Genomic DNA, 21,697 nt, shown 5'->3' on the forward strand with positions numbered 1-21,697 from the left:
CGGGGTCCACGCCGATGCTGCAGTCAGCAGGCGGCCCGCCGGCCTTTTCGCGGCATATCCAGGTCACCCAGCTCGACGGGGTGCGCATCTGGCCGACCCTGCTGGTCTGCGCGCTCTACACCGTGCTGATCTGCGCGGCCACGGCATGGGTCATCGACATGGAGGCGACCGGCTGGTACATCGCGCTGGGCATGGTGGCCTGGCTGGCGCTGTTCGCGCTGTGGCTGGTGGGCCTGGTGTTCGTGGTGCGCGCATGGATCTGGATCGAAACGCACTGGCTGCGAGCGGGTGAGCGCAAGCCGGAGCCGTTCAACGCGAGCACCCAGGTCGAGGTCGGCGAAGACGGCCTCCGCGTGCAGGGCCTGGGCTGCATCGCCTGGATCGACGTGCTGGCCCTCGAGGGCATTCCCGACAGCGACAACTACCTGATCGTGCACACCCGGCCGTTCAAAAAACTGATGCTCACGGCGCCCGTCGACGAGCTGGCCCCGGCCATCCACCACCACCTTGAACGCGCAAGCAGCGCGCAGGCAACGCCCAAGACAACGCTAAAGGGAGCACGCACCGCCGCCCTGCAAACCCGTGCCATGGTGTTCTGCTGGCGGTGCTTTCTTGCCTGGGTCTGGGCTGGCTACGCGCTGGCCGGCGCCGCGGGCATCGCGTTGCTGCTGAACGCCTCCGACGCCGGTTTCCTGAAGACCGTGGTGGGGCTGTGCGTGCTCATGCCGTTGATCGCGTGGCTGGTGTGGGCCGTTCCTTTCTCGCGCATCAGCACCTTCTCGCATTCGCGGGTGCGCGCCTTCGAGCTCGACGGCACGCGCCTGTTCAGCATCGACGGCGAATGGCAGGCCGACTTGCTGCAGGCCCGCGTCAGCCATCGCCGCGTGAGCGGACTCGGCTACGAGTTCAGCTTCCTCTGCGTTCGGCCGAAGGAGGGCCAGGGACGAGACCTGCTGCTGCAGGGCGGCGCGGATCAAGAGGCGCTGCTGGACGCCCTGGTTGAGCGGGGCGTGCTGCTGCAGGCGAACGCCGGGCGCTGACCGGCCCGTGGCCGCGGCCACGCCCCGGTGGTAGCCTTGCCCCCCGATGAACCTCCGCTCCAAGATCGTCGCGCTGGCCGTGGCCCCGCTGCTCGTCGCGCTGGTGCTGGTGGCCCTGGCGGTGCGCCACCAGGAGCACGACCTCGCGCAGCGCGAGCGGGCCCTCATCGAGCGCAGCTACATGGCCCAGCGCCGCAGCGAGCTGCGCAGCTACGTCGACCTGGCCGTGAGCAACCTGCTGCCGCTGTACGAATCGGGCCAGGACGACGAGGCCACCCGCAACGAGGCGCTGCGCCGGCTGGCCGCGCTGAACTACGGCAACGACGGCTACTTCTTCGTGTACGACCTGGAGGGCAACTCCCTCATGCACTCGCGCCAGCCCGAGCTGGTGGGCCAGAACCTCTGGGACATGCGCGATTCGCACGGCCGCTTCACCATCCAGGACCTGATCAAGGGCGCCAAGGACAACGGCGGCGGCTACGTCGAGTACGAATGGCGCAAGCCCTCCAGCGCGCAGATGGCGCCCAAGCTCGGCTACGTCACCGCCATGCCGCGCTGGAACTGGATGGTCGGCACCGGGCTGTACCTGGACGACATCCAGTCGACCATGGACACGCTCGACCGGCAGATGAACGCCAACGTCACCGCCACGCTGCTGTGGATTGCCGGCATTGCAGCGCTGTGCCTGGGCACGGTGAGCGCCGCCGGGCTGCTGCTGAACCTCAGCGAGCAGCGCACGGCCGAGGCCAAGCTGCGCCTGCTGGCGCGGCGCGTGGTGCAGTCGCAGGAAGAAGAGCGCGGCCACCTCGCGCGCGAGCTGCACGACGGCACCAGCCAGACGCTGGTGTCGGCCAAGCTGCTGATCGAGTCGGCCGTCGAGCAGCTCGACAGCCAGCGCCAGGGTACGCCGCCCGCGCTGGGCAAGGCGCTGCAGCGGCTGAACGATTCGCTCATCGAGGTGCGCCGCATCTCGCACCGCCTGCGCCCCGCCTTGCTCGACACGCTGGGCCTGCCTGCCGCGCTGGAGCGGCTGGTCGACGAGTTCCGCGAAGAGGGTGCCGTCGATGCGTCGATGATGATCGGCGGCGAAGCCTTCGAGCTGCAGCCCGAAGTGAAGACCGCGCTCTTTCGCCTGACGCAGGAGGCGCTGACCAACGTGCGCAAGCACGCGCAGGCGCAGCACGTGAACATCGAGCTGAACTTCGACGAAGAAGAGGGCGTGCGGCTCGAGGTGAGCGACGACGGCACCGGCTTCGACATCGACGCCGTGCAGCTCGACCCGCGCCGAGGCATCGGCCTGCGCAACATGCGCGAGCGCATGGAGGCCATCGGCGGCAGGCTCGTGGTGTGCTCCAACGACGGGCGCACCTCCATCGAGGCCGAGGTGCCGGTGCGCAATGCGCGGGCCGAGGCGGCGGTGCCCGCATGACGAACAGCGTTCGCCTCTTTCTGGTCGACGACCACCCGCTGGTGCGCGACGGCCTGCGCGCGCGGCTGGGCTCCATGCCCAACCTGGAGATCGTCGGCGAGGCCGGCAACGCGGCCGAGGCGCTTGCGCAGATCGACAGCGTTCAACCCGACCTGATGCTGATGGACGTCGGCATGAAGGACATGAACGGCATCGACCTTGCTGCGCTGCTGCTGCAACGCCGGCCCGCCACGCACATCGTGATGCTCAGCATGTACGACAACCCCGAGTACGTGCAGAAGGCCTTGCAGGTGGGCGCGCGCGGCTATGTGCTGAAAGACGCGCCGGCGGCGGAGATCGTCGCCGCCATCGAGGCCGTGTCGGCGGGCGGCACCTTCCTCAGCCCGGCCGTGTCGAAGAAGCTGTTTCGCACGCAGGCGCCGCGGCCCCTGCTCACGCCGCGCGAGAGCCAGATTCTTTCGGCGCTGGGGCGAGGGGAGTCGAGCAAGCAGATCGCGCGCGACCTGTCGTTGAGCGTGCGCACGGTGGAGGCGCACCGCCAGAGCATCAAGCGGCGGCTGGGCATCGAGGGGCAGGCGGAACTCATCAAGTACGCGGTGGAGCATGCGCGGGAGTTTGGGCAGGGCGGTTGATTCGGCCGCGTGGCGACGTGTATTGCCGCTGCTGCGCGTTGATTGGGCGCGTATTTCGAATATCAAGAATCAGACGCCAGAGCCTTGAGCATGACCACACCTGTTGTTCCTGAAATTGTCGTCGGGCTGGCGCTGGATGCCGCTGCAGACGGCGGCAGACAACGCCCCCTGAAAGAAGGCGAATACCGCGGCGTCTTTCTTGTCGGCGAGCAAGGCTTCTCGATTCGATTCTTCGTGGCCCTGCCATTCGACGCAGGCACGCCGCAGAGATTCGGTGTTCGGTTTCTGTCCCCGAAAGAGGCGTTGCCGCATTTCGCAGTGGGCACGTCCTTCTCGATGTGGGAGGGACGGGTTGTCGGACATGGCCGCGTGCTGGAGGTCCTGGCGACATGAACACGCATTGGCGTGCTGCGCCGGGTTTCTGAGGCCCGGCGCCGAAGCCGGGCATTTGCGCCACGCCCTGTCTGGCGCGCTCGCCTCACGCCTTGCCGATGCGCAAAGACGGCAGCAGGCACAACGCCGCACAGGTCGCACCGGCCCCCACGAGAAAGGCGGTTGATATCCCGAACCACTGCGTCGCAAAACCGACCGCCGGCCCCGTCACGCCCAGCGCGATGTCGGCGAAGGCGATGAAGTTGCCCACCGCACGGCCGCGCTGTTCAGGCGGAACGGACCGGGTCGCGATGACGCCCATCGCCGGGAAAACGAGCGAGAAGCCGAGCCCGGTCAATGTCGCTCCGAGCACGGCCATTGCCGGCGTGGGCGCGCACCAGATCAGCGCCTGCCCCACGGCCTCGAAGGCCAATGAACCCACGGCGACTTTCGTTGCGCCGAAGCGGTCAGGCAGCCCCGACCCGACCAGCCGCACGAAGACATAGGCGGCACCGAAACCCAGCAGCGCCGTGCCGGCATGCGGCCAGCCGTGCGCCGCGTAGTCGAGCGTCAGGAAGGCCGCCATCGCGGCATAGGGAACCGTCGCGAGCGCCAGCACCAGGCCCGGTCGCCAGATGAGGCCGAGCACACGATTGAACGGCACGCGCTGCCCACCGGCGGCGGGAACAGCCGGCAGGCGCAAGGCGATGGTCCAGGCCAGCATCGGCGTCAGCACCGCAAGAGCGCCGACACCGGCAAAGCCGTAACGCGCTTGCACGGCCAGGCCCAGCGGTGCGCCAAGCCCGAGCGCGGCGTAGATCGCAATGCCTGTCCACGACATGACCTTGCCGGTGTGCGCGGCGCCCATGCGCGCGATGCCCCAACTCATCAGGCCGGTCAGGAACAGGCTCTCGCCGAAGCCTGCCACCAGCCGCCCGAGGAGCAGCACGGCCAGCTTGGCAACGGGGTCGATGGGCAGCACGCTCGACAGGGCATACGCGAGGCCCGAGCAGGCGGTCAGTGGAAGCCCGAGGAGCACAGCAGCGCGCGGCCCGCGCTGGTCGCAGAGGGTGCCCGCCTGATGGCGGGTCAGCAACGTGGCCAGCGACTGTGCGCCGATGACCCAGCCCACGGTGAGCGCGCCGAACCCGAGGTGATCGCGCACCTCGAGTGCCAGCGCGGCCAGCGGAACACTGATTGCAAGAAAGCCCAGGAACACCGCGAGCACCACGGGCACGAGGCCGGTGAAAGCAGAGGGGGTCCCGAGCGGGCGAACGGATACGGGTGAGAAAAGTGATGTCATGCCAAGGCGCGTCTTTATGGATCGAGATATTCCCCACTGGGATCCTCTCGACAAAGGACGCGTTGGATGACGGTAACGCTTACGGCAGCACCATTGCGGGCTGCGGCGGCGACTATAAACGCGGCGCTGCGCGATCGTCAATACGCCTGGAACGGATGCGTCGATATGTCTCGAACGCCTACACGAACAGAGGACACCCGGCCCTGGCAAGGTGATCCGGGCTTCGATCACGATGTTTCAATTTCGAAGCCCCTGCGAATCCGAATCTCCCCGGCAGGGCGTTTAAAGTTCGTCCCCCCGTAGCGATTTGGCGCTACGTACTTTTCCCCATCGTTTCACTCACTGAAAAAGGAACCCCTCGTTTTGAACAAGACCGAACTCATCGCCGCCATTTCCACCGACACCAACCTCAGCAAGGTCGATGCCGCCCGCGCTCTGGACTCCGCCCTCGACAACCTGTCGCGCGCCCTGGCCGGTGGCGACACGGTGCAACTGATCGGCTTCGGCGCCTTCTCGGTGGCCGCACGCCCCGAGCGCACGGGCCGCAACCCGTCGACCGGCGAGCCGATGACCATCAAGGCCAGCAAGGCGCCCAAGTTCACCGCCGGCAAGGCGCTGAAGGACGCGGTCAACGCTGCGCCTGCTGCGTAAATCGCACCCTCGTGTGCATGACGCCCTTTGGCGGCCCCGGTGCAGCAGCACCGGCCGCAAAGGGCGTTTCGTTTTCAGGAAGGCGGGTCTGGTGGGCGTTCCGCGATAGAGTTCGCGAACGCCCACCAGACCCGCCTTCCGCCATGCACGACGCACTCCGGCCCACGTCATCTTTTCGCATGCTGCAGCAGTGGCTGCCCAGGCTGTTGCCCATTGCGGCTTGCGTCCTCGTCGTCGGCTGCGCCGGCCCCACGGGCCCCAGGCCGCGCCAGGGACAGCCGCCCGTCGTCACCGGCATTCCATTGACGGACGAACAATCGAACAGCATCGCGATTCATGCGCTCGGGCTTGTCGGCACGCCGTACCGTTACGGCGGCAACACGCCCGATGGCGGCTTCGATTGCAGCGGGCTCATCGGCTACGTGTACCTCAACAGCGTGGGGCAATCGCCGCCGCGCACGGTGGCGCGCATGTCCGCCTTCGGGCATCCGGTGGACATGTCGCAGTTGCGCACCGGCGATCTGGTGCTCTTCGGTTCTTCCACGCCCTCGCACGCGGGCATCTACGTGGGCGGTGGGCGCTTCGTGCATGCGCCGTCGACCGGCGGCGAAGTGCGGCTCGACAGGCTCGACGGGGTCTACTGGTCGCGGCAGCCGCAGCAGGCGCGGCGGCCCGGCGCGTGATGGCTTCGCTCGCCGCCGTGGGCGTTGGCTGCCGTGCGGCCCGCCGCGTCTTCAGTCTTCCAGATCGCGCTGCTTTCTTCGGCGCCACGCGATCCGTTCGTCGATAGAGCGTGGCGGCTTGCATGCCGGTCGCGCGGCGGATGCCGTGTTGCGTGCCAAGGGCTGCCAGTCGCTGGTGTGCTCCGCCTGCGACAGGCTCAGCCACTCCGCCCCGCAATGGCTGCATGAAGCGACCAGCACGTCGCGCCCGCCATGCCGCCCGAGCAAGGTCTGCTCGCCGAGCGCGGGTGTGCCGCAGCACGACCAGAGCAGCGTCATGTCGGGCCGTGCCTGCGCCTGCCGGGCCCAGGCCGCCGCGCGATACCAGAGCGTTGCGTTCAACGCCATGTCACACCTTGGCGGTGCGCTGGCCCGAACCATCGAGCTTGCGAACCCGTACCAGCGTTTCAGCCGAAATGACCCACACGGCCGCGATGACGGCCAACCAGACGATGTCCATTGCTCACTCGTGCATTTGCAAGGCATCGAGTGTCTGAAGACCGGCATAAAAACGGCATCGAATGTTCACGCGCGCGCGTAAACAAGCCGTAAAAAACGCTCAGGCGCGCGGCGACTGCACGTGTTCCGGCCGCACACCGAGGCCCACAGCGCGCGCCGGCAGCCTGCGCAGCAGCGGCCAGCGCGACAGCAGGCGCAACGGCCACGGCACATGGCCCGCCTTCGTGTTGACCTTGCCGCCCAGCACCGGCAGCAGCACACGGTCCTGCACCATGCGCTGCGCCGCCTGCGTCACGCGCACGGGCCATTCCCTGCGGCGCTGCAACTGCGGGAGCAGGGTGTCGATCTGCTTGTCGGTGGCGCTGCCCGCGAGCGACGCGGCCAGCAGGTTGGCGGTGGCCACCGCGTCCTGCACGGCCAGGTTGATGCCCACGCCGCCCACCGGTGACATGGCGTGCGCCGCGTCGCCGATGCACAGCATGCCTTTGCAGGCCCACGATTCGAGCCGGTCGACCGTCACTTCGAGCAGCTTCACCGCGTTCCAGTCGGGCAGCGCCTGCGGCAGCCGCTCGCCCATGAAGGGCGCGATCTTCGCGATCTCGGCATGGAAGGCGTCGATGCCGCGCGCCTTCAGCGCCTCGTGCCCGCCCTTGGGAATGACGAAGGCGCATTGCCAGTAGTCGCCGCGGTTCAGCGTCACCAGGAAGTGCCCGCCGGCAATGTGGCCCGCGGTGGCATCGGGGTCGCCGGGCTGTTTGGGAATGCGCATCCACAGCACGTCGATGGGCGCCCCGTAGCTGATGTGCGGCAGCGCCGCGGCATCGCGCAGCGTCGAATGCCGGCCGTCGGCCGCCACCACCAGCGAGGCGCGCAGTTCGACGTCCTGCGGCTTGCCGCTTCGCGCGCCGCGCCTCACCTTCACGCCGCTCACCCGTCCGTTGTCGTGCAACAGGCCCACGGCCTCGGCGTCGGTCCACAGTTCGAAGCCCGCGTAGCGCCGCGCCTCGTCGCACAGAAAGTCCAGAAACTCCCACTGCGGCATGAGCACGAGGAACTTGCTGTGCGAGGGCAGGTGGGTGAAGTCGGCGACCGGAAAGCCCCGTCCTTCGAAAGTGGCGCGCAGCTCATCGACACGGTCGTGCGGGCGCTGAAGAAAGGCGTCGAGCAGGCCCAGCTCGTGCAGGATTTCCAGCGTCGACGGATGCACCGTGTCCCCCCGGAAGTCGCGCAGAAAGTCGAGGTGCTTCTCCAGCACCACGACGTGGACGCCTGCGCGTGCCAGCAGCAGGCCCAGCACCATGCCGGCCGGCCCGCCGCCCGCAATGCAGCAGCGTAGGGGGGTGTCGAATGCGTTGATCTCTCGTGCTCCCTGGCGTCAGGGCGACATCTTCAGGTCTGGCGTGGTTCGTGCGTGTAGGCCCAAAGGCATTGAAACGCGCAGCGGTTGGCGCGCGATGCGGGTTTTCCATTACGCAAAGCCACGCACATGCACCGCGCGGTGCGACGGATGCGCGTCGGCTCCAGTCCCGCAAGACTCTGCGGGTTCAATCTTGGAGACAACCGCATGCACAGCATCCGACGCCATCTGGTGTGGCTGGTCGTGGCCGTGGTCGGCGCATTCGCGCTCGGCACCGTCGCCTTGACCCGTGGTGAAAGCGTCAACGCCCTCTGGGTGGTGGCCGCCGCGATCTGCACCTACCTCATTGCCTACCGCTACTACAGCCTGTTCATCGCCGAAAAGGTGCTGGGCCTGGACGGCAACCGCAAGACGCCCGCGCACCGCCACAACGACGGGCTGGACTACGTGCCGACCGACAAGAACGTGCTGTTCGGCCACCACTTCGCGGCCATCGCGGGGGCAGGCCCGCTGGTGGGCCCGGTGCTCGCCGCGCAGATGGGCTACCTGCCCGGCTTGCTGTGGATCCTGGCGGGCGTGGTGTTCGCGGGCGCGGTGCAGGACTTCATCATCCTGTTCATCTCCACGCGGCGCGACGGCCGCTCGCTGGGCGACCTGGTCAAGCAGGAGATGGGCGTGGTGCCCGGCATGATCGCGCTGTTCGGCACCTTCATGATCATGATCATCATCCTGGCGGTGCTGGCGCTCATCGTGGTGAAGGCGCTGGCCGAATCGCCGTGGGGCACCTTCACGGTGGCGGCCACGGTGCCGGTGGCGCTGTTCATGGGCGTGTACCTGCGGTTCATTCGCCCGGGGCGCATCGGCGAGGTGTCGCTCATCGGCTTCGTGCTGCTGATGCTGGCCATCTTCGGCGGCCAGGCCGTGAGCCAGAGCGCCGAGTGGGCGCCGTTGTTCACCTTCGACGGCAAGGCGCTCACCTGGATGCTGGTGGGCTACGGCTTCGTGGCCGCGAGCCTGCCGGTGTGGCTGCTGCTGGCGCCGCGCGACTACCTGTCGACCTTCCTGAAGATCGGCACCATCATCGCGCTGGCCATCGGCATCGTGTTCGTGATGCCCACGCTGCAGATGCCGGCCATCACCCAGTTCGCGCAGGGCAACGGCCCGGTGTGGTCGGGCAGCCTGTTCCCGTTCCTGTTCATCACCATCGCGTGCGGCGCCGTCTCGGGCTTTCATGCGCTGATTTCTTCGGGCACCACGCCCAAGATGCTCGACAACGAGCGCCACGCGCGCTTCATCGGCTACGGCGGCATGCTGGCCGAGTCGTTCGTGGCGGTGATGGCGCTGGTGGCGGCTTCGTGCATCGAGCCGGGCGTGTACTTTGCGATGAACAGCCCCGGCGCGCTGGTCGGCACGACCGCGCAGCAGGTGGCGGCCACGGTGTCGAGCTGGGGCTTCGTGATCACGCCCGAGATGCTGCTGCAGACCGCCAAGGACGTGGGCGAAACCACCATCCTCGGCCGCGCGGGCGGTGCGCCCACGCTGGCGGTGGGCATGGCCCACATCCTCCACCAGGTGATCGGCGGGCAGGCCATGATGGCCTTCTGGTACCACTTCGCCATTCTGTTCGAGGCGCTTTTCATCCTGACGGCGGTGGACGCCGGCACCCGCGCCGGCCGCTTCATGCTGCAGGACCTGCTCGGCAGCTTCGTGCCCGCGCTCAAGCGCACCGATTCGCTGCCGGCCAACCTGGTCGCCACGGCGCTGTGCGTGGCGGCCTGGGGCTACTTCCTGTACCAGGGCGTGGTCGATCCGCTGGGCGGCATCAACACGCTGTGGCCGCTGTTCGGCATCTCCAACCAGATGCTGGCCGCGGTGGCGCTGCTGCTGGGCGTGGTGGTGCTGTTCCGCATGAAGCGCGAGCGCTATGCCTGGGTGGCGGCGGCGCCGGCCGCATGGCTGCTGGCCTGCACGCTTACCGCAGGCTGGCAGAAGATCTTCTCGGCCGACCCCAAGATCGGTTTCCTGTCGCATGCGGCCAGGTACACCGAAGGCATCGCCAACGGCGTGCTGGTGGCGCCGGCCAAGACGCCAGAGGCCATGTCGCGCATCGTGTTCAACGACCGCCTCGACGCCGCGCTGTGCGCGCTCTTCATGTTCGTGGTGCTGAGCGTGCTGGTGTACAGCATCAAGGCCTGCCTGGCAGCGCGCGCGGCCAACCGGCCGACCACGCACGAGACGCCGTTCGAGCCGATGGGCGCGGCTTCGTCGGCGGCGCACTGACGCCATGGGCCTCGCATTGCCGGAAGCGGGGCGCTACATCGCGCGCTCTGTCAAGCAGTCGCTGCGGCTCATGGTCGGGCTGCCCGACTACGACGTGTACCTGACCCACATGGCCGCCACGCACCCCGACCGGGCGCCCATGAGCTACGAGGCCTTCTTCCGCGAGCGGCTGGAGGCGCGGTACGGGGCGGGCAAGGGGCGCTGCTGCTAGGGCAGCACAGCGTCGATCCCGCTCCTCGAATAGCGCCCGGGCGGCACGCCCACATGCCGCGTGAACGCCACGCCGAAGGTGCTGACCGAGCTGTAGCCCACGCGCTCGGCGATCTCCGAGATCGCCAGCTCGCGCTGCCGCAGCATCTGCCTGGCCAGCGCCATGCGCCATGCCAGCAGGTACGCCATCGGTGCGATACCCACCGCGCGGCTGAAGCGCGCAAAGAAGGCCGAGCGCGACATGCCTGCTTCTCGCGAGAGCTGCGCCACGGTCCAAGCGCTTGAAGGGCGCTCGTGCATGCGCCGCAGCGCCAGCGCGAGCTTGGTGTCGGCCAGGGCGCGCACCAGTCCCGCGGACGCCGCGGTGCTGGCCGACGAGCGGAAGGCCTCGATCAGCAGCACCTCCAGCAGGCGGGCCATGACGATCTCGCGCGCCGGCCGGTCGGCGCGAGACTCCTCGCCCACCAGCTGCACCAGCGTCGACAGGCGCGGCTCATCGCGCACGTGCAGCCACTGCGGCAGCAGCGACACCAGCAGCGCCGCGTCCGGCGAGCCGAACACGCAGTTGCCGACCCGCATGCGCACGTCCACCGCGCCGGCCGGATCGCCCACGCGGGCACCGCCGGGCATCTGCGCGATCGGCGTGGTGACTGCTTCTCCTTCTCGCGGCGGCTGCCGGTCGAGGCTGGACGTGGCGAAACTGCGCGCGGCGGGAATCAGCGCGAAGTCGCCCGCGTTCAGCGTGAGGGTGTCGCTGTGCGCCGGGCCGTCGACGGTCAGGTGGCAGCTGCCTTCGAGCACGACCAGGTAGAAGGGCCGGCCCGTTTCGGTGCGGCGCACGGCCCAGGGAGCCGACGCGACGACGAGCTTCGAGAACGGTGCCTCCGGGCGCAGCAACGCCACCACTTCCGCCAACGGGTCGACCATGCTGGACTCTCTCGACAAATGAATGGACTTTAGAGTGTAGTAAGTCCTGCCTGCGGTCCGTATCGTCAGGGCATCGTCAACCCCACGGAGTTACCCGATGTCCACCGCTTCCACCGTCCTGATCACAGGCTGCTCTTCCGGCTTCGGCCTCGAGACGGCGCGCTTCTTCCTCGACAAGGGCTGGCATGTCGTCGCGACCATGCGCACGCCGCGCGACGACCTGCTGCCCCGCTCGGAGCGGCTTCGCGTGCTGCCGCTCGACGTGACCGACGCGCAGAGCGTGCAAGGCTGCATCGAGGCGGCCGGGCCGATAGCCGCGCTGGTCAACAACGCCGGTGTCGGCCTGCTGGCGCCGCTGGAAGGCATGGCGCTGGCCAGCGCCCGCGAGGTGTTCGAGACCAACACGCTCGGCACCATTGCGATGACGCAGGCCGTGTTGCCGCAGTTCCGGCAGCGCCGCTCGGGCGTGGTCGTCAATGTCACGTCGAGCGTCACGCTGATGCCGCTGCCGCTGCTGTCGGTCTACACCGGCAGCAAGGCGGCGGTGAATGCGTTCACGGAGTCGCTCGCCCTGGAGCTGGCGCCCTTCGGCGTTCGCGTGCGCCTGGTGCTGCCGGGCCGCGCGCCCGGCACGAGCTTTGGCGACAACGCGCGCCAGCGGATGGGCGACGGCGTGCACGAAGCCTATGCGGACTTCAGGCAGCGCGTGTTCGCCGCGGTGCGCGACACCGGCACGCCGGTGACGCACGCCCAGGACGTCGCCGAGGCCGTGTGGCGCGCCGTGACCGACCCCGCGGCGCCCATGCGGATCCCGGCGGGCGCCGATGCCGTCGCACTGGCGGAGGCATGAAGCGGACGCTGCAGCGGCATCGCGTTACGCTTCTTTCGCGCGGTGGCTAGGCCGCCGTGCGCCCGAGGTCTACAGTGCGCTCACGTCCGCAGCTTCGCGGCAGGCATGGAGGGCTGCATGTCCACCGATCCGTTCGCAGAGTTCAAGCAGCGGCAACGCCAGATGTGGTCGACCTTTGCGCCGACCGCCATGTTCACGCCGCCGGTGGCGGGCCACCTCGTGCGCTTCGCGCAGATCGCCAAGGGCGAGGCGGTGCTCGACGTGGGCACGGGCACCGGTGTCGTGGCCATCACGGCGGCGCGCCAAGGCGCCAGGGTCACGGGGCTGGACCTCACGCCCGAGCTGCTCGAGCTGGCGCGCGACAACGCCCGCATCTCGAAACACGAAGACATCGTGTGGACCGAGGGCGATGCCGAACAGCTGCCGTACCCCGACGCCTCGTTCGACGTGGTGCTGAGCCAGTTCGGCCACATGTTCGCGCCGCGTGCCGAAGTGGCCATTGCCGAGATGCGGCGCGTGCTCAAACCCGGCGGGCGCGTGGCCTTCGCCACCTGGCCGCCCGAGCATTTCGTGGGGCGCATGTTCGCCTTCGTCGGGCGCAACTCGCCGCCACCGCCCGCGGGCGCCTCGCCACCGCCGCTGTGGGGCAACCCGGCAGTGATCGCCGAGCGCCTGGCCCCGCACTTCGAGGCACTCTTCTTCGAGCGCGGCACCATGAACTACCCGGCGCTGAGCATCGACCACTTCCGCATGTTCATGGAGCGCTCGATCGGCCCGATGCAAAAGCTCGTCGAAAGCCTTGCCGCCGATCCGCGGAAGCTGGCCGCGCTGCGCGACGAATTCGACGCCATGGCCGCGCCGTATTTCGTCGACAACGTCATGCACCAGAACTACCTGTTCACGCGCGCCCGGGTGCGCTGAGGCTCCAGCAGCTCGACCATCTTGAGCGCCGCGGGCGCCAGCGGCCGGCTCTTCAGCGCCAGCCGGTAGAGCGGGCGCGACAGCACCGCGCCACCGTCGAGCTTGAGCTTCAGCTCGCGCAGCGTGCCCAGCGCCAGCATGTCGGCCACCACCACGCGCGGCAGCATCGACACGCCCACGCCGCTGGCCACCGTGCGCGCAATGGCCTCGTTGCTGGCCATTTCCATCCAGGGCAGGGCGGCAATGCCGTGGGCCGCGCACAGCGCGTCGGTGGCCTGCCGCGTGCCCGAGCCCGCTTCGCGCAATATCCAGTTCTGCCGGCTGAGCACCTCGGCCTCAGGCGGCCACTGAGGCGGCCTGTGCGAATTCCAGCTTCTGTCTTCGGCGCTGTCGCGAGACGATGCTCCCCACCTTGTTCGTGGAGAACGCCGATGCCATCCGAACTCAACCAGATCGCCAGCTGGTCGCTGCGCTGGCGCATCTTTCTGTCGGGCGTGCTGTGCCTGGTGGCCGCGCTGTGCGCGGCAAGCCCGCCGGATGCGAGCGCGCAGGTGCATGCGCAGCAGCGCTACCAGATGGCGCTCGAGGCACAGGCCGAGCGCGACTACCGCGGCATGCTCGCGCTGCTCAGGCAAGCCGCGCAGGAGGGCAGCGCCGAGGCGCAGGAAATGCTCGGCATGGTGCTGCTGACCGGGCCCACGCTCTACGGCATGGCCGTGCAGGCCGACCGCTGCGAGGCCGGCGAGTGGATGCGCCGCGCGGCCGCGCAGGGCAGCGAAACCGCCAAGGTGCAGCTGGGTTTCCTGAACCGGCTGCGCGCCTCGCCGGAAGGACGAAACGCCTGCGAGTGAAGCACCGGGCGCCCGGCGCGCGCCGCTACGCTGCCGCAGGCCGAACGGCCGGCTCGCGTATCGCCGCCCGCGCAAGGCGCCACGCCATGAACAGGAACACCAGCGGCAGCACGATGGTCTGCAGCACGAACAGCGCGATCAGCTTCACGATGCGCTCGGCCCAGTCGGAGGCCGACTTCAGGATCTGGTCGTAGGTCGCCTTCAGGTTGGGCAGCTTCGGCAGCCAGCGCTCGACGCGGTCGCGCCAGCCTTCCTGTGCCGCAGGCGCTTCCTGCGCGGCATCGACCACGGCGGTGGGCGACTTCTCGATGCCCGACAGCGCCACCTGGTAGTCGCTGGCCATGAACGCGCGATAGAGCCCTTCGTTCGCCACCGCGCTCAGCGGCACCGCGAAGCGCACCAGCAGCAGGCCGATCAGCAGCGACTGCAGCCAGCGCGGCGAACGTCCGCGCTGCCAGCGCCACACCACCCACGCCAGCGCCACGCCGCTCACCAGCCACGACATGAGATGGTGCGCGCCGATTTTCAGCAGCATCAGCTGAATGCCGAACGACACGCTGGCCGCCAGCATGATGGCCGCGAACTGCTCGATGAGCTCGTTCAGCGGCTTCAGCGCCTGGCCCGGCGCAAAGCTCACGCCGACACCCCCCGGCGTGGCATCGACCTGCGTGCCCTGTGCCACCGACACCACGGCGCCGAGCGCGCGCGCCGCGGCAAAGGTGGTCAAGGCGCGCTTGAGCCCGTCGTTGACCTGCTCGCGCGCCGGTGTGTCGATGGGCGCAACCCAGCACCCGACGAGCACCACCACGGCGACCAGCAGCAGGTAGATGCGCTGCGGCATCGGGTTCTTCACGGTGCTCATTTCCTGGCCCCTCCCTGCATGCGCGCGATGATCTTGCTCGTCTCGTTGCCCTCTTCGCGGCCGTCGGGGTGGCGGCGCGCGTAGTCGAACACCTTGGCCTGCGAGACCTTCACCATCTGGCCGGCGTGCAGGCTGGGCACGTCGACCGGCTCGTTCTTCAGCAGGCCTTCGATGGTGTCGCCGTTCCATTTCGCCACCTCCACCCACATCCATTCGTTGCCGCCGTCGCGCGTGGCGAAGGGCGCCTTCACCAGGATGTATTCGCCGGGCTGCAGGCCCTTGGCGAAGGCGTCGCGCAGCCTGGGCAGTTGTGCGTTGGCGGCCTTGCTGGCGGCGAGCAACTCGTCGTTGTGCCTGAGCCGCGTGACGGAATCTTCGTCGGCGCCGAAGGCCGCGGTGAGCATGGCCGTCTGCTGCGCGTAGCGGTCGGGGCCGCTGTAGCGGTCGAAGCGAATCTCGTACAGCCGGTTGCGCGGGTCGCCGTCTTCCCACTTGCCGTTGACCAGCGAGAGCCGGGCCACGGCGGCTGCGTTGGGCTTCAGGTTCGCGAGCATCGGGTCGCGCGCGGCGGCATGCCGCAGCGCGCGCAGGTCCAGGTCGTACTGGCCGGGGCGCGGCAGCGTGGCGCCTTCGCCCAGCGCCTGCGCGAACATGTTCACCAGGCTGCCGATCGGCCGGTTGCTCGACCACGAGAAGTCGCTCACCACCACGTCGGGCAGGCCGAACTTCGCCATGCCCAGCGTGATCGCGCGCACCAGCGTGTCGCTGCGGTAGGCGTGAATGACGGTCTGCTGCGATATGTCGGGCACGCTGCCCGACCATGAGTCGATGCGGCGCGCCTGCCATGCATCGGGCGTGAAGACTTCGCGTGTTTCCTCGTCCCACAGCAGGCCGTTGGTGTCGCGCGCCACCTGCTGCGCGAGCTGCAGCGCCTTCAGCATGGCGGCGGACGACTGCTGCGCCGGGTGCGCGAAGTCGATGATGAGCGCGCGGTCGGCCTTCTGCAGCCCTTCGGCCTGCTCGCGCGACAGGCCCCGGCCGAAGCGCTGCAGCATGTCCAGGCTGGGCGCGCGGTAGTCCTGCAGCACGGTGGTGGTGTTCCAGTTGGCGAACACCACGGGCTCGGTCGCTTGTGCCGGCGTGGGCATGGCCGCGAGCAGCTTCGGACCGCCGCCCAGCTTGGCGAGCCGGCTGCGCAGCGCGGCCATGGGGTCGGTGGCCGGCGGCTTGGCGTAGTAGATGGCGAACTGGAAGTGAATGGGGCCTGCCTGCGGCGAGCCCGCGGGCACAGGGGCGCCGGGCACGGCCTTGCTTGCGCCTTGCGTTGCCTGCTGTTGTTGCGAGGCGGATGTCGCGGGCGTCGCTGCCATGGACAGGGTGCTTGCACAGAGAACGAGTGCGCCGATGGCGATGCGATGAAAGGAAGTCTTTGGCATGGGCATGTGTGAACGTCGTCGATGCTGCGGGAGAGCGCATTCTCGGTGCGACGCCAATGAAATTTACTGTGCGAAAAGCGCACCCCGACACACAACGATACGCAACGCCGGTTCTTGCGCGATCGCGCGATCAACATCAGGGCCTTCAACCCCCGATGCCTGATTCGCAAGGAGATCCCGATGCCTGCTCCCTTTCATTTGCCCCGCCGGTCGTTCCTGGGAACCGCCGCGCTCGGCGTTGCCGCTGCCCAGCTCGCCGTGGCCCTGCCTGCCTTCGCCCAGCCCGGCCCGTCGAAGAACGCGCAGGGCGCGGGCCCGCTGCGGCGGCTCGAGCCGCTCAAGCGCATCGACGCCGGCGTGCTGAACGTTGGTTACCACGAAGCCGGCCCCGCCAACGGCGCGCCCGTGATTCTTCTGCACGGCTGGCCTTACGACATTCACATGTTCGTCGACGTGGCGCCGCTGCTGGCTGCCGCCGGCTTTCGCGTGATCGTGCCGTACCTGCGCGGCTACGGCACCACGCGGTTCCTGTCCGACGACACCCCGCGCAACGGGCAGCAGGCGGCGGTCGCCGTCGACATCATCGCGTTGATGGACGCGCTGAAGATCGAGACCGCCACGGTCGCAGGCTGCGACTGGGGCGCGCGCACGGCCTGCATCATGGCGGCGCTGTGGCCGCAGCGCGTGAAGGCGCTGGTGTCGGTCAGCGGCTACCTCATCGGCAGCCAGGAAGCCGGCAAGGTGCCGCTGCCGCCGCAGGCCGAGCTGCAGTGGTGGTATCAGTACTACTTTGCCACCGAGCGCGGCCGTGCGGGCTACGAGAAGAGCCGGCACGACTTCGCCAAGCTGATCTGGCAGACCGCATCGCCCAAGTGGAACTTCGACGACGCCACCTTCGAGCGCAGCGCCAGTTCGTTCGACAACCCCGACCACGTCGCCGTGCTGGTGCACAACTACCGCTGGCGCCTGGGCCTTGCGGAAGGCGAAGCGAAGTACCTCGACCTCGAGTCGAAACTGGCGAAGGCGCCGGTCATCGCCGTGCCGACCATCACGCTCGAAGGCGATGCCAACGGTGCGCCGCACCCCGAGCCTGCCGCCTATGCGAAGAAGTTCTCGGGCCCCTACGAACACCGGACGGCCAGCGGCGGCATCGGGCACAACCTGCCGCAGGAAGCACCCGACGTGTTCGCGACCGCGGTGATGGACGTGGCGCGCCGCCGGAGCTAAAACTTTTGGCTTTGTTCGCCCTGCCCGCGTGTCGGCGAACCGCGCGAAATTGCGGCTGAACACGCAATAGCGACCCTCGAACGCTCGAATGCAATCGATCTGTCACGGTTGACACGGAACATGGCGGCGCAGACCGCAGGCCTGCACACCGCAGCCGTCCATTCGAACGTCAGGGAGAGTCTCATGCCAACAGGCCCGGCGCGGTCCGTCCGCGTACTGAGCGCGTCCTGCGCCGCCATGCCGACGCTGGGCGGCGAGCCGGCGCTGGAGCCGGTGCGCATCGAGGGCGACGAGGCCCTCAGCAGCCTGTTCCGCTACACCGTGACCCTGGCCACGCCCGAGCAGGCGGGCTACAACCCCCGGCAGGCCGCCAACGTCGACATCAAGAGGCTGGTGGGCGAGGTGCTGACGGTGCACATCGTGCTCGACGGCCGCCCGGGCGCGGACGGCGACCGGCGCCACGTCAGCGGACTGGTCACGCGCGTGCGCTTCGTGCGGCTGGAGAACCGCCGCGCGCTGTACGAGGCCGTCATCGAGCCCTGGCTCACGCTGGCCGCGCGCACCAGCGACTACCGGATCTTTCAGCACAAGCGCGTGATCGACATCGTGAGCGAGGTGCTCGGCGACTACGACTTCGCGCACGAGATCAAGGCCACGCGCAGCTACCCCGCGCGCGAGTTCCAGGTGCAGTACGGCGAGAGCGACTTCGACTTCGTCGCGCGGCTGCTGCACGAGTGGGGCCTGTACTACTTCTTTGCGCACGCGGAGGGCGGCCACAAGCTGGTGATCGTCGACGACATGGCCTCGCACCAGCCCTTTGCCAACGCGGCCTACCAGAAGGTGCCCTTCCACGGCGCCGAAGACACCGTGCGCGAAGAGCACTGCGACCGCTTCAACGCCTGCGAAACGCTGCAAAGCGGCCGCTGGGTGACCGACGACTTCGACTTCACGCGCCCCAGGGCCCGCCTGCAGCAGGTGAGCGCCATGCCGCGCAAGACGGCGCACAGCGGCATGGAGCGCTACGGCTGGCCGGGCGACTACGCGGTGGAGTCCGAGGGCGAGCAACTGGCGCGCACGCGCATGGAAGAAAGCGGCAGCCAGGGCGAGCGCGCCAGCGGCGCGGGCAACCTGCGCGCGGTGGTGCCGGGCTGCCTGCTCACGCTGGAGCGGCATCCGCAGAACGAGGCCAACCGGCAGTACCTGGTGACGGCCGCGCACCTGCGGCTGCAGGACATCGGCGACGCCAGCGCACAGCAGCCCTTCGAGTGCCGGGTCGAGTTCGAGGCGATTCCCGCGAGCAAGGTCTTTCGCGCGAGTGCGCCCGCCGTGCCGCGTCCGCGCACCACGGGGCCGCAGACGGCCATCGTCACCGGCCCCGCGGGGCGCGAGATCTGGACCGACGCCTACGGCTGCGTGAAGCTGAGCTTTCACTGGAACCGCTATTGCACCAAGGACGAGAACAGCTCGTGCTGGGTGCGCGTGTCCTCGCCCTGGGCCGGCACCAACTTCGGCGGCATCCAGATACCGCGCATCGGGCAGGAGGTGATCGTCGATTTCGAGCACGGCGACCCCGACCGCCCCATCGTCACTGGCCGCGTCTACAACGCCGACAACATGCCGCCGTGGCCGCTGCCGGACAACGCCACGCAAAGCGGCCTGCTCACCCGCAGCTCCGAAGGCGCGAGCGACGCCAACGCCAACGCCCTGCGCTTCGAGGACAAGAAGGGCGCCGAGCAGCTGTGGCTGCATGCGGAGCGCAACCAGGACATCGAGGTCGAGAACGACGAGACCCACTGGGTGGGCCGCGACCGCAGCAAGACCGTCGACCGCGACGAGACCGTGCACGTGAAGCACGACCGCACGGAGACGGTGGGCCACGACGAGACCATCACCGTGCACAACGACCGCACCGAGACGGTGGACGGCAACGAGACCATCGCCATCCACAAGAACCGCACGGAGACCGTGGACCTGGACGAAACCATCACCGTGCACAGGAACCGCACCGAAACCGTCGACCTGAACGAGGCCATCGGCATCGGCATGAACCGCAGCGAGCGCGTGGGCCTGAACGAGACCGTTCATATCGGCGAGCACCGCAGCGTGACCATCGGCGGCGCCAAGGTGGAGACGGTGGCGCTGGCCAAGGCCGAGACCATCGGCCTGGCCAAGGCGCTGACCATCGGGCTGGGCTACCAGGTCACGGTGGGCGCGGCCATGAACACCACGGTGGCGTTGATGCAGACCGAGCAGGTGGGCCAGTCCAAGCGCGTGGATGTGGGCCAGACGCTCACGCTGCAGGCCGGCGACCGCATCGAGCTGCTGTGCGGCAAGAGCTCGCTGGTCATGACCTCGGAGGGCGTGGTGACCATCAACGGCTCGTCCTTCGACTTCTCCGCCAGCGGGCCGGTGCAGGTGAGCGGCAAGGACATCGACCTCAACTGAGGCCGCGCAAGCACGCACCGTGGAGTTCCGCAACCTCACGCCCTTCGACGCCCTGTGCTTTCGCGCGGCCACGCCGAGCGACCGCGAGTACCGGGTGGTCGCCATGAAGGTCGGCTACCGGCTCGTGCGCGGGCCGCACGGCGGGTGGCGTGCCGAGGTCAACGACGACGACCCGGTGCCGCTGCGCCTGGCCGATGCCTACTGGGGCGAGGAGGGCGCGTCGAGCCCGCGCGAAGAGAGCGACCTGGCGCCCTTCAAGCCGCGCTGCGACGTGATCGTCAACGCCACGGCCCATGCGCCGCGCGGCATTCCAGCACCCGAGTGGGAGGTGCGCCTGCAGGTCACGGCCGGCCGCCAGTGGGTGCAACCGCCGGAGCCGCCCAGGCCGCTGCACCCGGGCGCGCGGCTCACGCCGCAGCAGCAGGCCGCATGGCACGACGAGCGGCAGCGCGCACAAGCCGAGGCGGCCCCGCGCGCGGTGCTCGACAAGCGCCTGCGCGTGAGCGGCCCCTCGCTGCTCTACCTGCGCAACAAGCGCGAATGGGCGCGCACGGCCAGCGAGCCCATTGCACGGCTGCCCATGCGTTGGGAGCACGCCTTCGGCGGGCGCAGCCTGCTGCGGCGGCCCGGCGCGCCGGACGACGAACCGCCGGTGCTGAACGAGGTGTGCTTCGCCAACCCGCTGGGCCAGGGCTGGCTGGAGCGCCGTGCCATCGAGCAGGCACGCCACCTGGGGCTGGCCGACACCGAGCGCCTGCCGGCGCCGCAGATCGAGCCCTTGCACGAGCCCATGCAGCAGCCCGTGCTCGCAAGGCACACCGGCGTCGACCTCGATGCGCGCGCCATGGCCGAAGCGGCGCGCGGCTACGGCCGCGAACCCGCCGGCCTGGGCGTGGTGGGCCGCGCCTGGGCGCCGCGGCTGGCGCTGGCCGGCACCTACGACGACACCTGGCTCGCGCAGCGCCATCCGTGGCCGCCGCACGACTTCGACTTCGGCTACTGGAACGCGGCGCCCGCGGACCAGCAGACGGCATACCTGCCGCCGGACGCATGCATCGCGCTGTGGAACCTGACCGACCCGGCCGTCACGCCCGACGGCCACCTGCGCGTGACGCTGCCCGGCCATCGCGCGCTGGTGCTGCTGCGGCTGGACAACGGCGTGCTGCTCCCCCTGCCCATGGTGACCGACACGCTGCTCGTCGATGCCGAGGGCCTTGCGCTTTCGCTGGTGCACCGCGTGTGGCTGCCGTCCGATGCGCCGGTGCGGGTGATCGAGGCGCGCTTCGAGACCGACCCCGCCGCGCCGCTGGTTCGCGCGGCATCGCCCGCCACGGCCCTGGAGCCCGCGCCATGAGCGCCAACGTCGCTGCACGCAAGCAGGGCGGCTGGAAGGTCGTGAGCCTGGCGCCCGACGTCTGCAAGACGCCCATGGGCAGCGCCATTCCGCCCGTGCCCTACCCCGTGACGGCGCAGCTCGACAGCACCACCGCCGTGGCCCGCAGCGTGCGCGCCAACGGGCACCCCGTGGTGGTGTACGACATGAGCGTGGTGCCCACCACCCTCGGCGACGCGGCGGGCGCGGCCAAGGGCGTGAAGAGCGGCACGGTGCAGGGCAAGTGCTACCCCCTGGAGCACAGCGGCACCGTGCGCGCCGAGGGCAAGCTGTTCGTGCGGCACGACGACCTGTTCTGGATGAACGGCCAATGAAGGCGCCGTTGCGCGA

The 21,697-nt window shown here is 69.1% G+C and carries 22 protein-coding genes; 15 read left to right on the top strand and 7 right to left on the bottom strand.

The window, feature by feature from the left end:
• Positions 1–14 precede the first annotated feature (14 nt).
• The 4 genes from AC1DJH_RS12385 (at position 15) to AC1DJH_RS12400 (ending at position 3,494) form a co-directional block, all read left to right on the top strand.
• Positions 15–1,040, top strand: coding sequence for a hypothetical protein (locus tag AC1DJH_RS12385; protein ID WP_478185887.1), 1,026 nt, complete (start codon positions 15–17; stop codon positions 1,038–1,040).
• A 46-nt stretch (positions 1,041–1,086) separates the two neighbouring features.
• Entirely contained in the window at positions 1,087–2,469 is a 1,383-nt protein-coding gene (locus AC1DJH_RS12390) for a cache domain-containing protein (RefSeq protein WP_478185888.1), read from the top strand.
• Complete coding sequence (locus tag AC1DJH_RS12395; RefSeq protein ID WP_435436256.1) at positions 2,466–3,101, top strand: response regulator; 636 nt, start codon at positions 2,466–2,468, stop codon at positions 3,099–3,101. The genes AC1DJH_RS12390 and AC1DJH_RS12395 overlap by 4 nt, the downstream gene beginning before the upstream one ends.
• Before the next feature lie 90 nt (positions 3,102–3,191).
• Positions 3,192–3,494 carry a hypothetical protein gene (locus tag AC1DJH_RS12400; protein WP_478185889.1) on the top strand — a complete coding sequence of 101 codons (303 nt, stop codon included), beginning with the start codon at positions 3,192–3,194 and terminating at the stop codon, positions 3,492–3,494.
• Positions 3,495–3,579: 85 nt separating this feature from the next.
• Here the strand turns inward: AC1DJH_RS12400 and AC1DJH_RS12405 are convergent, their stop codons facing one another.
• Complete coding sequence (locus AC1DJH_RS12405) at positions 3,580–4,776, bottom strand: MFS transporter (protein WP_478185890.1); 1,197 nt, start codon at positions 4,774–4,776, stop codon at positions 3,580–3,582.
• A gap of 363 nt (positions 4,777–5,139) precedes the next feature.
• Between AC1DJH_RS12405 and AC1DJH_RS12410 the strand changes: the two genes are divergently transcribed.
• Together AC1DJH_RS12410 and AC1DJH_RS12415 are read left to right on the top strand one after the other, a co-directional pair.
• Positions 5,140–5,427 carry an HU family DNA-binding protein gene (locus AC1DJH_RS12410; RefSeq protein ID WP_435436261.1) on the top strand — a complete coding sequence of 96 codons (288 nt, stop codon included), beginning with the start codon at positions 5,140–5,142 and terminating at the stop codon, positions 5,425–5,427.
• Positions 5,428–5,570: 143 nt separating this feature from the next.
• Complete coding sequence (locus AC1DJH_RS12415; protein ID WP_478185891.1) at positions 5,571–6,110, top strand: C40 family peptidase; 540 nt, start codon at positions 5,571–5,573, stop codon at positions 6,108–6,110.
• A gap of 51 nt (positions 6,111–6,161) precedes the next feature.
• Here AC1DJH_RS12415 and AC1DJH_RS12420 read toward each other — a convergent pair whose 3' ends face one another.
• Both AC1DJH_RS12420 and AC1DJH_RS12425 read right to left on the bottom strand, forming a co-directional pair.
• On the bottom strand, positions 6,162–6,497 hold the full coding sequence (locus AC1DJH_RS12420; RefSeq protein WP_478185892.1) for a hypothetical protein: 336 nt from the start codon (positions 6,495–6,497) through the stop codon (positions 6,162–6,164).
• A gap of 211 nt (positions 6,498–6,708) precedes the next feature.
• Entirely contained in the window at positions 6,709–7,965 is a 1,257-nt protein-coding gene (locus AC1DJH_RS12425) for an FAD-dependent oxidoreductase (RefSeq protein ID WP_478186099.1), read from the bottom strand.
• Positions 7,966–8,172: 207 nt separating this feature from the next.
• Between AC1DJH_RS12425 and AC1DJH_RS12430 the strand changes: the two genes are divergently transcribed.
• Together AC1DJH_RS12430 and AC1DJH_RS12435 are read left to right on the top strand one after the other, a co-directional pair.
• Positions 8,173–10,245, top strand: coding sequence for a carbon starvation CstA family protein (locus AC1DJH_RS12430; protein WP_435484592.1), 2,073 nt, complete (start codon positions 8,173–8,175; stop codon positions 10,243–10,245).
• Between the two features lie 4 nt (positions 10,246–10,249).
• Positions 10,250–10,456 (top strand): YbdD/YjiX family protein, encoded by a 207-nt coding sequence (locus tag AC1DJH_RS12435; protein WP_472118691.1) that lies wholly within the window; start codon positions 10,250–10,252, stop codon positions 10,454–10,456.
• Here the strand turns inward: AC1DJH_RS12435 and AC1DJH_RS12440 are convergent.
• The gene (locus AC1DJH_RS12440; RefSeq protein WP_478185893.1) at positions 10,453–11,382 is read right to left on the bottom strand and encodes an AraC family transcriptional regulator; all 930 of its coding nucleotides are present in this window, start codon (positions 11,380–11,382) and stop codon (positions 10,453–10,455) included. The genes AC1DJH_RS12435 and AC1DJH_RS12440 overlap by 4 nt on opposite strands.
• A gap of 97 nt (positions 11,383–11,479) precedes the next feature.
• Here AC1DJH_RS12440 and AC1DJH_RS12445 point away from each other — a divergent pair, with 97 nt between their 5' ends.
• Both AC1DJH_RS12445 and AC1DJH_RS12450 read left to right on the top strand, forming a co-directional pair.
• The gene (locus AC1DJH_RS12445) at positions 11,480–12,232 is read left to right on the top strand and encodes an SDR family oxidoreductase (RefSeq protein WP_478185894.1); all 753 of its coding nucleotides are present in this window, start codon (positions 11,480–11,482) and stop codon (positions 12,230–12,232) included.
• 117 nt (positions 12,233–12,349) lie between these two features.
• Positions 12,350–13,153, top strand: coding sequence for a class I SAM-dependent methyltransferase (locus tag AC1DJH_RS12450; protein WP_478185895.1), 804 nt, complete (start codon positions 12,350–12,352; stop codon positions 13,151–13,153).
• On the opposite strand, the gene AC1DJH_RS12455 is transcribed toward AC1DJH_RS12450, so the two are convergent.
• A complete protein-coding gene (locus AC1DJH_RS12455) occupies positions 13,123–13,482 on the bottom strand; it encodes a LysR substrate-binding domain-containing protein (protein WP_478185896.1) in 360 nt (119 codons plus the stop codon). The two genes, AC1DJH_RS12450 and AC1DJH_RS12455, sit on opposite strands and share 31 nt — an antisense overlap.
• Before the next feature lie 102 nt (positions 13,483–13,584).
• Between AC1DJH_RS12455 and AC1DJH_RS12460 the strand changes: the two genes are divergently transcribed.
• Positions 13,585–14,004 (top strand): SEL1-like repeat protein, encoded by a 420-nt coding sequence (locus tag AC1DJH_RS12460; protein ID WP_472118705.1) that lies wholly within the window; start codon positions 13,585–13,587, stop codon positions 14,002–14,004.
• A 25-nt stretch (positions 14,005–14,029) separates the two neighbouring features.
• Here AC1DJH_RS12460 and AC1DJH_RS12465 read toward each other — a convergent pair whose 3' ends face one another.
• Positions 14,030–14,866: a hypothetical protein gene (locus AC1DJH_RS12465; RefSeq protein ID WP_478185897.1), complete on the bottom strand. Its 837-nt coding sequence runs from the start codon at positions 14,864–14,866 to the stop codon at positions 14,030–14,032.
• On the bottom strand, positions 14,863–16,302 hold the full coding sequence (locus AC1DJH_RS12470) for a DUF2314 domain-containing protein (protein ID WP_478185898.1): 1,440 nt from the start codon (positions 16,300–16,302) through the stop codon (positions 14,863–14,865). Before AC1DJH_RS12470 ends, AC1DJH_RS12465 begins: the two co-directional genes overlap by 4 nt.
• A 180-nt stretch (positions 16,303–16,482) precedes the next feature.
• Between AC1DJH_RS12470 and AC1DJH_RS12475 the strand changes: the two genes are divergently transcribed.
• The 4 genes from AC1DJH_RS12475 to AC1DJH_RS12490 all read left to right on the top strand — a co-directional run bounded on the left by AC1DJH_RS12475 (position 16,483) and on the right by AC1DJH_RS12490 (position 21,681).
• A complete protein-coding gene (locus AC1DJH_RS12475; RefSeq protein ID WP_478185899.1) occupies positions 16,483–17,529 on the top strand; it encodes an alpha/beta fold hydrolase in 1,047 nt (348 codons plus the stop codon).
• Between the two features lie 183 nt (positions 17,530–17,712).
• A complete protein-coding gene (locus AC1DJH_RS12480; protein WP_478185900.1) occupies positions 17,713–19,974 on the top strand; it encodes a type VI secretion system Vgr family protein in 2,262 nt (753 codons plus the stop codon).
• Positions 19,975–19,993: 19 nt separating this feature from the next.
• Positions 19,994–21,328 carry a DUF2169 family type VI secretion system accessory protein gene (locus tag AC1DJH_RS12485; RefSeq protein WP_478185901.1) on the top strand — a complete coding sequence of 445 codons (1,335 nt, stop codon included), beginning with the start codon at positions 19,994–19,996 and terminating at the stop codon, positions 21,326–21,328.
• Positions 21,325–21,681 carry a DUF4150 domain-containing protein gene (locus tag AC1DJH_RS12490; RefSeq protein ID WP_435436276.1) on the top strand — a complete coding sequence of 119 codons (357 nt, stop codon included), beginning with the start codon at positions 21,325–21,327 and terminating at the stop codon, positions 21,679–21,681. The genes AC1DJH_RS12485 and AC1DJH_RS12490 overlap by 4 nt, the downstream gene beginning before the upstream one ends.
• Positions 21,682–21,697: the final 16 nt, after the last annotated feature.

This window comes from Variovorax sp. 10N412, from assembly GCF_056394985.1.